The sequence below is a fragment of the Shewanella sp. 10N.286.52.E4 genome (genome assembly GCF_041468785.1).
GTDB lineage: Bacteria > Pseudomonadota > Gammaproteobacteria > Enterobacterales > Shewanellaceae > Shewanella > Shewanella electrodiphila.
Genome location: NZ_JBFRJJ010000013.1, coordinates 117,817 through 131,760, shown reverse-complemented (window position 1 = coordinate 131,760; position 13,944 = coordinate 117,817). Strand labels below are relative to the sequence as shown.

The following is a 13,944-nucleotide window of genomic DNA, read 5'->3' as shown; positions in this document are numbered from 1 at the left end:
AACACCGCAAGGGCTTTTTTGAATTAATTTCAATTATTTTAAATCTTTTGATTTAGCCACAAGCTAACCACTTATAATCCACAACGTTATCCACAAAACCAAAGATAATGATTATTTAATAGACTGATTTATAGGTATAAAAAAAGCAGCTGTTAATAGCTGCTTTTTAAAATACTCTTAAGAAAACCTTATTTAGGTCAACTTACCGTGGCATTGCTTGTACTTTTTACCTGAACCACATGGGCAAGGGTCGTTTCGACCGACTTTTTCCCCATCACGAATAACCGTTCTTGGGATTGCCGCTTCTGCTTCTGTGTTATCCGTTAAAGCTTCTGATGCTGCATGTTGATAGTCACGTTGTATCTTAGCTTCTTCATCACGACGACGCTGTTCCATTTCATCAACATCTGATTGAGCTTGTACTTGTACTTTAGACAGTACGCTAATGACATCAAGCTTCAGTGATTCCAACATTTGCTGGAATAACTCAAATGATTCACGCTTATACTCTTGCTTAGGATTCTTTTGTGCATATCCACGTAAATGAATACCCTGACGTAAATGATCCATTGCTGCGAGATGCTCTTTCCACAAACCATCTAAGGTTTGAAGCATAACCGCTTTTTCAAACTGACGTAGTACTTGTGCACCGACCATTTCTTCTTTAGCTTTGTATGCATCACTCCAACTCGTTACGATTCTTTCACGTAACGTTTCTTCGTGTAAGTCATCTTCTGTATCCAACCACTGTTGAATAGTCAGTTTCAAACCATACTCTTGCTCAAGACGTTGCTCTAAACCTGGTACATCCCATAACTCTTCAACTGATTGTTGTGGGATATATTGGTCAATGACAGTACTAACTACATCTTGTTCGATGTTTGAGATTGTGTCTTCAATACTTTCCGCATCCATCAACTCATTACGTTGTGAGTAAACAACCTGGCGTTGGTCATTAGCTACATCATCATATTCAAGTAATTGCTTACGGATATCGAAGTTACGTGCTTCAACTTTACGTTGTGCATTTTCAATAGCACGAGATACCCAAGGATGTTCGATGGCTTCGCCCTCTTCCATACCCAGTTTTTTCATCATGCCAGTGACTTTATCAGATGCGAAGATGCGCATTAAGCTATCTTCCATTGATAAATAGAAACGTGAAGAACCTGCATCACCTTGTCGACCAGAGCGACCACGTAATTGGTTATCAATACGGCGCGACTCATGGCGCTCTGTACCCAGAATATGTAAACCGCCAGCTGCAATTACTGCGTCATGACGTACTTGCCATTCAGCTTTAATTTTAGCGACTTGATCTTCTGTTGGGTTTTTAAGCGCTTCTACTTCAACTTTCCAGTTACCACCTAACACGATATCGGTACCACGACCGGCCATGTTAGTTGCGATGGTCACTGTGCCTGAGCTACCTGCATCAGCAACAATTTGTGCTTCTTTTTCGTGAAATTTCGCGTTCAATACTGAATGTGGGATCTTAGCTTGCTTTAATAAAGTCGCTAATAATTCAGACTGTTCAATCGATACCGTACCAACAAGTACTGGCTGGCCACGTTCACGACAACCTTTAATATCGGTAATAATCGCGTTGTATTTTTCAGTTGCAGTCAAATACACCAAATCAGCCATGTCATTACGAACCATTGGCTTATTCGTCGGTACTACGACAGTATCAAGTCCATAGATATGCTGGAATTCAAATGCTTCAGTATCTGCTGTACCTGTCATACCTGCTAACTTCTCGTATTGACGGAAGTAGTTCTGGAATGTGATAGACGCTAATGTTTGGTTTTCATTTTGAATATTTACACCTTCTTTAGCTTCTACAGCTTGATGTAAACCTTCAGACCAACGACGACCTGGCATTGTACGGCCAGTATGTTCATCAACAATGATGACTTCGCCATCTTGAACAATATAATCTACATCGCGTTCAAATAATGTATGCGCACGCAGTGCTGCATTCACATGGTGCAATAAAGAGATATTTGCTGCGGAATAAAGTGAGTCGCCTTCATTTAGCACGCCAAGTTCAATAAGCAGTTGTTCTACTTTTTCTTGACCACGTTCAGTGAAGTGAACTTGTTTCGCTTTCTCATCAATACTAAAGTCACCTTCGCCAATCTCATCTTCAGTATCTTCTTTCTCTTGAACGATAAGGTTAGGGATCAGTGTGTTTACTTTAATATATAGTTCTGAACTGTTTTCAGCTGCACCAGAAATAATCAATGGTGTACGTGCTTCATCAATCAAGATTGAATCGACTTCATCGATCAATGCGTAATGAAGAGGACGTTGAACACGTTCTTGAGGAGAAAACGCCATGTTGTCACGAAGGTAATCAAAACCAAACTCGTTGTTAGTACCGTAGGTAATATCAGAGTTATACGCTTCTTTCTTCTCAACTTGACCTAAACCCGCAACGTTAATGCCGACTGTTAAGCCTAGGAATTCAAAAAGAGGACGGTTATTCTCAGCATCACGACCTGCAAGGTAATCATTCACGGTAATAACGTGAACACCTTTGCCAGTTAAACCGTTTAAGTATGCTGGGAGTGTTGCGGTAAGTGTTTTACCTTCACCCGTTCTCATTTCAGCGATACGATTACTATCTAGTACCATACCACCCAATAATTGGACATCGAAATGGCGCATTTCAAAAACACGCTTTGATGCTTCGCGAACTGTAGCAAATGCTTCAGCCATAATCGCTTCTAATGTTTCACCATTTTCAATACGCTGACGAAACTCTTCTGTTTTTGCTTTTAGTTCTTCATCAGTCAGCTTTTCATATTCAGCTTCTAACGCATTTATCTTAGTTACAACTTTACCAAGGCCTTTCAAGGTGCGGTCGTTACGACTGCCGAATACTTTTGTCAGTAATTTGCCTAACATCTTAATCACTTATCTCTTGTAGGTTGAGCTCAATTGAGCGACTTAACCGAAAATGTTATTAACTAGCCTTGCGATAGACGAACTTTCGTGGATCGATTTGTTGTCCATTTCGCAATACTTCGTAGTGCACGTGGGGACCGGTGGACCGGCCTGTGCTACCCATACTGGCAATTTTATCGCCTTTGGCAACGACGTCACCTAGGTTTACTGACATAGATTTATTGTGTCCATAACGAGTGCGGTAACCATTTCCATGATCAATTTCCACAAGCCCGCCATAACCAAGCATATTTCCGGACCATGTAACCACTCCTGCAGCAGTTGCAATTACATCGCCGCCTTCCTTACCCGCAAAATCAATGCCTTTGTGCAATGTTCTACGACCATTAAAAGGGTCATTTCGTAAACCGTAGGGCGAAGATAACCAACCTTTAACGATTGGTCGCCCTGATATATAACGTTCTTTATCTATATGGAGATTAGTTGCCACGGTTTCAAGTAGTGACAGCTGAACATTATTATTATCAATTCTGGAGGCCAACTGCGACATGTCATCTAACAGTTGGTTGAGCTCTACACCTGCACCGATTTCACTTAGACCACCGACACCCACTTCGGTAGAAAAATCAAATTGATCTTCAAGTAAATTATTTTCGGCAACTTGCTGGCCTAACGCCTCTAAACGAGTAACGTTAGCTTGCATTCTCGCGACGTGGGCAACTAAGGTGCTTAATTGTGTTTCTGTCGCTTTTTTGAGATTCATGACTTGTTGTTTTTGCTGTTCACGCAACTTTTGATTTTCATCAACTTTAGTTTGCTGCGCAGCAAAACGATCGGCGCTCTGCTGGTAAAGACCAGTTCCTGCCGCCACTAAAAGGATAGGTAGAAGTAACCATCGTTTGCTAGGATGCCAACGTGTTACTCCATTTCGACCTTGAATAAAAACTGTTACACTCATAGCCTAACTCAGCCATCTTATTATCATATGAAAAAGCCCCCTCAAGATCTCAGTAGATTGCTACATCAATCGGGAACATTACCGGAACTCGCTGAGAAAGCAGAATTATTAAATCAACTGAATACTTACGTAAAACAGTGCTTAAATGGTCCTGTTAGTGAACAGCTAAAAGTCGCTAATCTTCGTCAGGGTGTTCTTGTTATTGAAACTACTTCGGCTGCATGGGCTGCTAGAATAAATTTCCAAAAGACCAAACTACTGCAACAACTTCAGGAAGAAACGCTTCCAATGCTTACCGCTATAGAGGTTAAAGTCAACCCAGGGATAGCAATTACGCCAAGTAAAGCACCAAGTAACTATGCAAAAATCAGCCCTGTAGCTGCAGAACACCTGCAGTCATTGGCTGATCACGTAGAAGGTTCACTTGGTGAAAAACTAAAACGGCTGGCTGCATTAGCCAGCCGTAATAGGCAATCTTAATTTTTACGCTAAAGATGTAGCGCCTGGCACCATAAAGCTCAGTGGTACATCAACTTCGTTTTCAAAGCTGACTAACTCCCAAGCTTCTTGTTGTGCAAGTAATGCCCTAACCAATTGGTTATTTAAAGCATGACCTGTTTTATATGCACAAAATTCACCAACAATCGCGTGACCTGCTACATATAAATCACCAAACGCATCAAGAATCTTATGCTTTACAAATTCGTCCTCATATCGCAGACCGTCAGGGTTAAGGACACGATATTCATCAAGCACAACAGCATTTTCCATGCTGCCACCTAGTGCTAAATTATTAGCACGTAAGTATTCGATATCTTGCATGAAGCCGAAAGTTCTAGCTCGGCTAATATCTTTAACAAAAGCAGATGTTGAAAAATCCATCACCATATGTTGTTGGCTGCGAGAAATCTCTGGATGATTAAAGTCAATTTTGAAATCAACTCTAAAACCTTTATAAGGCTTTAATTCAGCCCACTTATCACCGTCTTCAACACGAATGGTTTGATTGATTTTGATATATTTTTTCGCTACCGATTGTTCTTTAATACCTGCGCTTTGCAGTAAGAAAACAAACGGACTTGCACTGCCATCCATAATCGGGATTTCAGGAGCATCAACTTCGATAACAGCGTTATCTATGCCAAGGCCTGCAAGTGCTGCAAATAAATGTTCGATAGTTGAAATGCGAACACCTTCATCATTTACTAATGCCGTACACATAGTTGTTTCACGAACTAGATTCGCTTTTGCAGGAATTTCCACTGCAGGCGTTAAATCTGTACGTCTAAGTACGATACCAGAATTGACAGGTGCGGGCATAATGCACAGAGTTACCTTGTTGCCGGAATGCAATCCGACACCAGTACTCTTCACCATTTTTTGAACAGTTCTTTGAAAAATCATTCAGTTACCCGTTTTAATCACTTTAAAATAAACATTCTTGAGCTATATATACTGAGTTAACCCAGTAAGCTGAGGCGGTATACTAACATAAAATTGTCTTTTCACAAAAAAGTACCCTTTAGAGTCTTTTTATACGCCTCTACTTACATAAGTAACATTCTATCAACATCTTAGCTTTTACAGATTTTCATTTTTACTTTCAGCGACTAATCGGCTTGCTTACGTAAAAATGCTGGGATGTCTAAGTAATCACCATCAACACGTGCAGCAGGTTGAGCTGCTGGCTGAGGAGCAGGAACAGCATTTCCTGTCGGTGCTACATAGTTAGTCGTGATAGCTGGTTCTTCAGCTGGCTCAACTTTTGGTTCAATAACTGCAGCAGGTTCAGGGCGTGAAACAGGCTTAGTCACTAATTGGATATCAGGCTTCTTCTCTGCGCCAATACCAGTAGCAACAACCGTTACACGTAGCTCTTCACTCATTTCTGGGTCAATAACTGCGCCAACAACCACGGTAGCATTATCAGATGCGTATGCTTTAACGTGGTTACCCACTGTTTCTAGCTCTTCAATACTGATATCCATACCTGCTGTAATGTTAACTAATACGCCGCGCGCACCAGCTAGATCAATATCTTCAAGTAATGGACTTGCCACTGCAGCTTCTGCCGCTTCTTCTGCGCGATCATCACCCGTTGCAACACCTGTGCCCATCATGGCATTACCCATTTCTGACATAACTGTTTTAACATCGGCGAAATCCACGTTAATTAAACCTGGACGAGTAATTAACTCAGCAATACCCTGCACTGCGCCTAATAACACATTATTAGCAGCAGCAAATGCATCCAACAATGATGTACCACGACCCAATACTTTTAATAGCTTTTCATTTGGGATAGTAATCAATGAGTCAACATGCTTTGCAAGCTCAGCAATACCTTGATCAGCAAAAGTCATACGCTTTTTGCCTTCGAAAGGAAACGGCTTAGTGACGACAGCAACAGTCAAAATACCTTCTTCGCGAGCAATTTCAGCTACAACTGGTGCGGCGCCAGTACCTGTACCGCCACCCATTCCAGCAGCAATAAAGATCATGTCTGACCCTTTGATTGCAGCGCGAATGTTTTCTTTATCTTCTTCAGCAGCTTGGCGACCCACATCAGGGTTTGCTCCAGCACCTAGACCTTTAGTGACATCACGTCCTAATTGAATAGTTGAGCCTGCACCTGATTTGCGTAATGCCTGAGCATCCGTATTCGTTACGATAAACTCAACACCTTCGATGCTGTGTTTAACCATATGTTCGACAGCGTTACCGCCACCACCACCGACGCCGATGACCTTGATCACCGCTTCGTCATTATGTGTGTCCATGATCTCAAACATTGTCTGATCTCCGTTAGTCTGCGTTATTAAAATTCACCCTTAAACCAGCTTTTGACCCGATTCAAAAGACTGGTAACCCCTTGACGTTCAGGGCGTTCGAACTGACGTTCGATTACGCGTCTGGCGCCATAATGAAGCAACCCTATTCCAGTAGAATAAACAGGTTGATCCACGTATTCATTTAACCCTTTTACTGGTAGCGGCGACGCTACCCTAACTGGCATGCCGAAAGTAGCTTCAGCAATATCAACAGCGCCAGTAATTGACGCTGTTCCACCGGTTAATACTATACCTGCGGCTATTTGATCTTCTAAGCCACAGTCAGTTAATTCTTTTAATACCAGTTCAAATAACTCCTGATATCTTGGTTCTACTACTTCCGCCAATGTATGACGTGACATGCTGCGTGAAGGGCGGCCACCGACTGATGGTACTTCGATGCTGTCTTCGCGGCTGACCATTGAACTTCTTGCACTAGCAAATTGCACTTTGATTTGCTCAGCATGTGTCAATGGTGTTCTAAAAATTTTAGCGATATCACTGGTTACCTGATTACCAGCTACTGATATCACAGCACAATGCCTCAGTGCGCCATTGGTATAAACAGCAATATCTGTTGTGCCGCCACCAATATCAACAATACAAACACCTAAATCTTTTTCATCATTTGTTAACACAGAATCTGCTGACGCAATACCTGAAAAAACTAAGTCATCAACTGTTAAGCCGCAACGCTCGACGCTTTTGGTGATATTTTTTGCCATGTCGTTGGCGCAGGTCACGATATGTGCTTTCGCTTCCATTCGCATACCCGACATACCGATAGGACTCTTAATACCATCTTGAACGTCAATTGAATATTCTTGCGGTAACACATGAAGGATCCGTCTTTCAGTTGGGATCTTCACTGAGCGCGCTGTATGAATAACGTTATCAACGTCTTCTTGCGTCACTTCTTCATCGTTAATTGACACCATGCCATTTTCGTTCTGACATGCGATGTGCTTACCTGAAATACTTAAATACACAGAAGACACTTGGCAATCAGCCATTAACTCTGCTTGATCAAGTGCGCGCTGCACACTTTTAACGATAGAATCCAAATCATTCACGCCACCTTTATCCATTCCGCGCGAAGGATGATTGCCTAAACCGACCACGCTTATCTCACCGTCAGGTAGCACTTCACCAATGATCACTGCGACCTTGGACGTGCCAATATCTAGGCCTACGATAAGATTTCTTTCCTGATTTTTGGTCATTTAGTGTCGACTCTCTGTTTTAGTATCGTCCCAGCCAACGGCGACTCCGGTGTCATAGCGTAAATCGATCGTAGCTATTGGCTTTTGATTTCGTGTTATTTCAGGGTAAACATTAATAAATCTTTGTATTCTCGACATCTTATCTTCTCGTCCTAATTCGAGAAGAATGCCGTTATCTAATCTTGCATGCCATGCATGTCGTGGACTTAAACTTAAACTTGCCAGCTTAAAACCATTAATACTCAATAAATCAGATAATTGCTGATAACTAGTTAACACTTCAGAAGACATTTCTTCTGGGCCTGAAAGTACCGGCAATGTATTAATACTCGAATGTGATTCAGCTGCAAACACTTCGCCATTCACATTTAGCCAGTCATCTCCATTCCAATGTGCAACAACATGTTGCTCTTGCAAGGTCACTTTTAATTTTGCAGGCCACTCTCGCCTTACAGACGCATGGTAGACCCAAGGTAATGCTTCTAAAGCTTGCTGTACTTCACCAACGTCGGCGCTAAAAAAACTGCGTTCCATTAACGCTTGTAGCGCAGCCTGAATTTCAGCATCCGAGGTATAAATTCGCTCGCCTTTTATCGCGACGGCATCTATCGGTAATGCATCAGCATCATTCAGTAATACATTAAGCTTAAGGCCAGCCCAAACAATGGTGAGTAATACCGTCAGTAAAAACAGTAACCCGGTGTATAAGTACCAATTGACTTCACTCAAATGGCCTTTTAACTGGCGAGCTTTATCACTCCACGCCACAGCTACTGTAACTCCAAACTGTACACTGTCACTTTCATTGGGCAATTCACCATTATATCTAGCATGCTGACTGTATTAAAGTTTATATTTACAAGCAGTTATAGTATAAAAATCAATCAAAACTCACCATTTCCCTGCGACTGACTCAAGCTACTTTTCAAAAACTATTTTTAAAACCTACTTTCTAAAACCAAGATTACTTGATGCCAGCGACTTTGACAGAGCGCCAATATTACCAGCCCCTTGAGTCAGCAATAAATCGCCTTCTTGCAATACATCAGGTAATACATCAGCTAACAACTCTGGTGATGCAACAAAAATAGGGTCCACTTGGCCGCGTAATCTTATGGAGCGGCACAATGAGCGACCATCTGCACCTGGTATCACGCTTTCACCAGCGGCATAAACATCTAACAACAATAAACCGTCTACTTGCGATAAGACTTCAACAAAGTCTTCATACAAATCACGGGTTCTACTATAGCGATGTGGTTGATACGCCATCACTAATCGTTTATCTGGCCAACCCGCTCTTGCAGCTTTAATCGTTGCAAGTACTTCACTTGGATGATGACCATAATCATCAACCAACATCACCTTGCCATTAGCAGTATCAAATTCACCAAGGTGCTGAAAACGTCTACCAATACCTTCAAATTCTGCTAATGCGGCGACAATAGCCTCATCATCAATATCATCCTCACTAGCTACTGCTATCGCAGCTAACGCATTTAGCACGTTATGCTCACCAGGTAGATTTAATACAATATCTAAATCATCACGGTTTTTACGACGAACACTAAACTGGCTCTGGTGTCCGACTTGCTTAAAGTTAAGTGCTTGCACATCAGCAATGTCACTAAAGCCGTAAGTGACCACTTGTCTGCCCACTCTTGGCATAATTTCTTGTATCACTTCATCATCGATACACATTACCGCAACGCCATAAAAAGGCAGGTTATGTAAAAAATCGACGAAGGTGGTCTTCAACTTTTCAAAATCACCACCGTAAGTGTCCATATGGTCAGCTTCGATATTGGTGATCACACTGACCATAGGTTGTAAATGTAAAAAGCTGGCATCACTTTCATCTGCTTCTGCAATCAAATAGCGACTTGTCCCAAGACGAGCATTCGTGCCTGCACTATTAAGCAAACCACCAATAACAAATGTTGGATCTCGCTCTGCTTGGCCATAAACGCTAGCAATTAAGCTTGTCGTTGTGGTTTTACCATGAGTGCCCGCAATCGCGACCCCATGTCGGTAACGCATAAGCTCTGCTAGCATTTCTGCACGGCGTACAATCGGAATTCGACGCTCTTTTGCAGCTATGATTTCAGGGTTTTCTTGCTCAATTGCTGTCGATACCACCACAACATCTACATCAGCAACGCTTTCAGCCTGATGGCCAATAATAATCTTCGCGCCTAAGCTCGCGAGCCTTTCTGTCACGCTATTAACAGCAATATCTGAACCACTAATTTGATAACCTTCATTTACTAATACTTCGGCTATCCCGCCCATTCCAGCACCACCTATACCGACAAAATGGATTTTCTTAATCCGTCTCATCTCAGGGATCATGCTACGTAATTGGGCGTACTTCTCTGTTTTAGTCATTTCAATCCTTTCGTGCTAATTCAGCACAAATACTCGCTACACGTTGGGTTGCATCTAACACTGCAACACTTCTGGCTTGTTGTGCCATCTCTGAAACAACGTGTCTTTGTTCAGCAAAGAGGGTTAATTTCTCAGCTAAATTATCTGCGTTTAATATGGTCTGCGGTAATAAAAATGCCGCACCGGCTTCTACTAATACTGAAGCATTCTTTGTTTGATGATCGTCAACTGCATGGGGATAAGGCACTAAAATACTGGCTCTTCCCACCGCGGCTAATTCAGAAACCGTTAATGCTCCTGAACGACAAACAACAACATCAGCCCAGCGATAAGCGGCTTCCATGTCATCTATAAATTCTGCCACATTGACACTGGCCGCTTGACCCTTGTCTTGGTAATGGCTTTTAACGGCAGGCTCATTTCCTTTACCTACCTGATGCCACACCGTAATTGAGTGCTGTTGGCTTAATTGCCCCACAACATCTGGCATAACATCATTAAAAATTTTGGCGCCTAAGCTGCCACCCACCACTAATACTTTAAGTGCTGAGTCATCACACACTTTCGTCGTTTGTCCTAATTCGATTAACTCTTGTCGAATTGGGTTACCGACTACCTCTGCATTCGTTGCTGGTAAAAATGTATTTGGAAATGCACACAACACTTTAGTAGCTATGCGCGATAACAACTTATTGGTCATTCCAGGTATTGCATTTTGCTCATGCAGTACTAACGGTATGCCCGACAACTTTGCCGCTACCCCGCCAGGCCCACTGGCAAATCCACCCATACCAATAATCACATCAGGTTTAAATTCATTAATGAAAGATTTTGCTTGCATAATTGAACGCAAAATCTTAAAAGGCGCAGCAAGCTTTCTAATAATGCCATTGCCACGAACGCCTTTGATGTCTATAAACTCAATATCAAATCCATGTTGAGGCACTAAGCGTGCTTCCATGCGGTCAGCGGTCCCTAACCAACGAACTTGCCAACCTTTTTTAGCCAATGCTTTTGCCACTGCTAACGCCGGGAATACATGTCCACCCGTGCCGCCAGCCATCACCAATAACTTGGGTGCATCTGTTATATTAGGGCTCATTTCTTTATTCTCCCTTGCACCGCCTGCGTCAAACTTAGCCGCCTTTCATAATCTATGCGTATCAATAACATGACCGCAGCCGTCATGACCCACAAACTACTGCCACCATAGCTAATAAAGGGTAATGTCAGACCTTTTGTCGGTAACATACCAATACTCGCGCCTACGTTTACAACGGTTTGGAAGCAAATCCAAATGCCGATGCCGTAAGCTAAGTAACTTTCAAATGGGCGTTGAATACTCAAACACAAGTTGCCCAATCTAATTGCTCTAAAAGACACAAAAAATAATACGGTTAGCACACAAACGATGCCTACAAAACCTAACTCTTCGCCGATCACAGCAAAAATAAAATCAGTGTGAGCCTCAGGCAGGTATGACAGCTTTTGAATACTATTACCTAAACCTTGGCCAAATATATCACCGCGTCCGTATGCCATTAATGACTGAGTTAATTGATAACCACTACCAAATGGGTCTTCCCATGGGTCTAAAAATGACGTTACACGCCGCATCCGATATGGCTCAAACACCACTAAAAATACAAACATTGCGATACCAAAAAATATCAGTACCAAAAAGTCCATAATTCGCGCACCCGCCAAAAACAATAGGCTTACGGTACATACGAAAAGTACCACCACAGTACCTAAATCCGGTTGGGCAAGAATCAAAAATGCAAACAGTAAAAACACAAAAATTGGCTTATAAAACCCTTTACTGTTCTCTCTCAACTCACCATGTCGGCGCACCAAATATCCCGACATATAAATAATAAATACAAATTTGGCAATCTCAGCGACTTGGATCCTTACGGGCCCTATCGCCAGCCACCGTGTTGCGCCATTCACCGTGGTGCCTACAACCAGAACAGCCATCAACATCAACAACACTAGAAGTACTAAATAAGCGCTATAGCGCTCCCACAACTTCAATTCTATGTTTAGTACCGCATAAGCGATAACGCCACAGCCCATCAAATATGCAACGTGGCGATATATGAAATGAAACGGGTTATCTGTTAGCTTCTGCGCTTCCGGCATAGAGGCTGACATCACCATGACAAAGCCAAATGTAATTAGCCCTAAAACGGCGACAAATAAGCTTCTATCATACAGCTGATCACCTGGCGACGTTTCAGACAGAATGTCCGGCCAAGACCTTTTCAGGACTTGTTGGAATAAGCTAAGTTGTTGCTCACCCCTCGCCATCTTCAATCTGCTCCACTAATTGCTTAAAGTGATGACCTCTTTCCATGAAGTTCTTATACATATCGGTGCTAGCACAAGCTGGAGACAATAAAACGATATCCCCTGAAAAAGTGATTTCAACCGCTTTAGCAACCGCTTCTTCTAGGTTTTTAACGCTAATACTGTCAGTTTTTAGTGCCGCAATTTTAGATCCGTCTTTACCGAACGTGATCACTTGGGTCACATTATTCAGTGAAGCTTCAAGTTCTTTAAAATCTGCGCCTTTGCCTTCGCCACCTGCAATCAAAATCAAGTCACCTAAGTGATCACTCAATCCATTTAATGCCGCAACGGTAGCACCCACATTAGTCGCTTTCGAATCATTGATATAAGTGACACCTTGCTTTAGGCCAACCATTTCACAACGATGCTCTAAACCAGCAAAGTTGGATGCAATCTCAACCATGGTATTCTTATCAATGCCACACGCATCTGTTAATGCCATTGCAGCTAATAAGTTAGCCTGATTATGACTACCGATTAAGCTGACTTCATGCAGGTTCATTATTTCACTTTCGCCGTGCAATATTTTACCATCGGCAATACCCCACTCATCTCCTTCTGGTACCCCTAAACCAAAGGTATTTTGATTTGTTGGCTCGTCAGGAAAAGTCAGTGCATCGTCACGATTGAACATCACAAAACGGCTCTGCTGATATAAACGTAACTTAGCTGCGCGGTACGAATGAATATCGTGATATCTATCCATATGATCTTCACTGATGTTCAAACACGTCGCCGCGATGCAATTTAAGCTGTGAGTTGTTTCTAATTGAAAACTCGACAGTTCTAATACGAAATACTCAGCATCTGTTGCTAATAAATCCAACACTGGAATACCAATATTGCCACCTACCGCAACCTTTTTACCGGCTGCTTTAAGCATGTCGTACACTAATGTCGTTACCGTTGTTTTACCGTTTGAGCCCGTAATAGCGACAACACAAGGGCCTCTATCAGCAACGGCTTGAGCAAACAGTTCAACATCGCCAATCACTTCAATGCCCATATCAATTGCAGCGCGAATCTCTGGCGTATCAACCGCAATGCCAGGGCTTACAATAATGTGTTTTGCTTGTACCAAATAACGACATACAAACCCACCTGTCAGTAGCTCAACATCAGGAAATTCCTGTGCTAACGTCTCTCGGCCAGGTGGCGTTCGTCTGCTATCCATCACCAATGGTGTAATACCTTGGGACATCAGATAACGCACAACAGATAAACCTGTTGCACCTAAGCCCAAAACAATATGCGAATAGCTTGATTGCATTACTAA

General features: G+C 42.3%; 11 protein-coding genes. 1 reads left to right on the top strand and 10 read right to left on the bottom strand.

Annotated features, from left to right (window positions below; genetic code table 11):
- Positions 1 to 192: 192 nt before the first annotated feature.
- The gene (gene secA / locus AB4153_RS07385; protein WP_102526859.1) at positions 193 to 2,913 is read right to left on the bottom strand and encodes a preprotein translocase subunit SecA; all 2,721 of its coding nucleotides are present in this window, start codon (positions 2,911 to 2,913) and stop codon (positions 193 to 195) included.
- A 58-nt stretch (positions 2,914 to 2,971) separates the two neighbouring features.
- Positions 2,972 to 3,871 (bottom strand): M23 family metallopeptidase, encoded by a 900-nt coding sequence (locus AB4153_RS07380; protein WP_102526858.1) that lies wholly within the window; start codon positions 3,869 to 3,871, stop codon positions 2,972 to 2,974.
- A 27-nt stretch (positions 3,872 to 3,898) separates the two neighbouring features.
- Here AB4153_RS07380 and AB4153_RS07375 point away from each other — a divergent pair, with 27 nt between their 5' ends.
- Positions 3,899 to 4,351, top strand: a complete 453-nt coding sequence (locus AB4153_RS07375; protein WP_229370494.1) for a DUF721 domain-containing protein — start codon at positions 3,899 to 3,901, stop codon at positions 4,349 to 4,351.
- 3 nt (positions 4,352 to 4,354) lie between these two features.
- Here AB4153_RS07375 and lpxC read toward each other — a convergent pair whose 3' ends face one another.
- The 8 genes from lpxC to murD all read right to left on the bottom strand — a co-directional run bounded on the left by lpxC (position 4,355) and on the right by murD (position 13,938).
- Positions 4,355 to 5,275 (bottom strand): UDP-3-O-acyl-N-acetylglucosamine deacetylase, encoded by a 921-nt coding sequence (gene lpxC / locus AB4153_RS07370; protein ID WP_102526857.1) that lies wholly within the window; start codon positions 5,273 to 5,275, stop codon positions 4,355 to 4,357.
- Positions 5,276 to 5,481: 206 nt separating this feature from the next.
- Positions 5,482 to 6,663 carry a cell division protein FtsZ gene (ftsZ, locus tag AB4153_RS07365; RefSeq protein WP_229370493.1) on the bottom strand — a complete coding sequence of 394 codons (1,182 nt, stop codon included), beginning with the start codon at positions 6,661 to 6,663 and terminating at the stop codon, positions 5,482 to 5,484.
- Positions 6,664 to 6,689: 26 nt separating this feature from the next.
- Positions 6,690 to 7,925 (bottom strand): cell division protein FtsA, encoded by a 1,236-nt coding sequence (gene ftsA / locus AB4153_RS07360; protein WP_102526855.1) that lies wholly within the window; start codon positions 7,923 to 7,925, stop codon positions 6,690 to 6,692.
- A complete protein-coding gene (locus tag AB4153_RS07355) occupies positions 7,926 to 8,693 on the bottom strand; it encodes a cell division protein FtsQ/DivIB (protein WP_371996878.1) in 768 nt (255 codons plus the stop codon). It abuts the gene before it with no gap.
- Between the two features lie 177 nt (positions 8,694 to 8,870).
- Positions 8,871 to 10,313 (bottom strand): UDP-N-acetylmuramate--L-alanine ligase, encoded by a 1,443-nt coding sequence (gene murC, locus AB4153_RS07350; protein ID WP_303517241.1) that lies wholly within the window; start codon positions 10,311 to 10,313, stop codon positions 8,871 to 8,873.
- A 1-nt stretch (position 10,314) separates the two neighbouring features.
- Positions 10,315 to 11,403 (bottom strand): undecaprenyldiphospho-muramoylpentapeptide beta-N-acetylglucosaminyltransferase, encoded by a 1,089-nt coding sequence (gene murG / locus AB4153_RS07345; protein ID WP_371996883.1) that lies wholly within the window; start codon positions 11,401 to 11,403, stop codon positions 10,315 to 10,317.
- An 8-nt stretch (positions 11,404 to 11,411) separates the two neighbouring features.
- Positions 11,412 to 12,626 carry a cell division protein FtsW gene (ftsW, locus tag AB4153_RS07340; protein ID WP_371996882.1) on the bottom strand — a complete coding sequence of 405 codons (1,215 nt, stop codon included), beginning with the start codon at positions 12,624 to 12,626 and terminating at the stop codon, positions 11,412 to 11,414.
- A complete protein-coding gene (murD, locus tag AB4153_RS07335; RefSeq protein ID WP_102526851.1) occupies positions 12,613 to 13,938 on the bottom strand; it encodes a UDP-N-acetylmuramoyl-L-alanine--D-glutamate ligase in 1,326 nt (441 codons plus the stop codon). Before murD ends, ftsW begins: the two co-directional genes overlap by 14 nt.
- Between the last annotated feature and the right edge of the window lie 6 nt (positions 13,939 to 13,944).

Coding starts and splice junctions, on each gene's coding strand:
- AB4153_RS07380 (WP_102526858.1), bottom strand. CDS start 3,871: ATGAGTGTAACAGTTTTTATTCAAGGTCGAAATGGAGTAACACGTTGG.
- ftsA (WP_102526855.1), bottom strand. CDS start 7,925: ATGACCAAAAATCAGGAAAGAAATCTTATCGTAGGCCTAGATATTGGC.
- ftsW (WP_371996882.1), bottom strand. CDS start 12,626: ATGGCGAGGGGTGAGCAACAACTTAGCTTATTCCAACAAGTCCTGAAA.
- murD (WP_102526851.1), bottom strand. CDS start 13,938: ATGCAATCAAGCTATTCGCATATTGTTTTGGGCTTAGGTGCAACAGGT.
- ftsZ (WP_229370493.1), bottom strand. CDS start 6,663: ATGTTTGAGATCATGGACACACATAATGACGAAGCGGTGATCAAGGTC.
- AB4153_RS07375 (WP_229370494.1), top strand. CDS start 3,899: ATGAAAAAGCCCCCTCAAGATCTCAGTAGATTGCTACATCAATCGGGA.
- lpxC (WP_102526857.1), bottom strand. CDS start 5,275: ATGATTTTTCAAAGAACTGTTCAAAAAATGGTGAAGAGTACTGGTGTC.
- murC (WP_303517241.1), bottom strand. CDS start 10,313: ATGACTAAAACAGAGAAGTACGCCCAATTACGTAGCATGATCCCTGAG.
- secA (WP_102526859.1), bottom strand. CDS start 2,913: ATGTTAGGCAAATTACTGACAAAAGTATTCGGCAGTCGTAACGACCGC.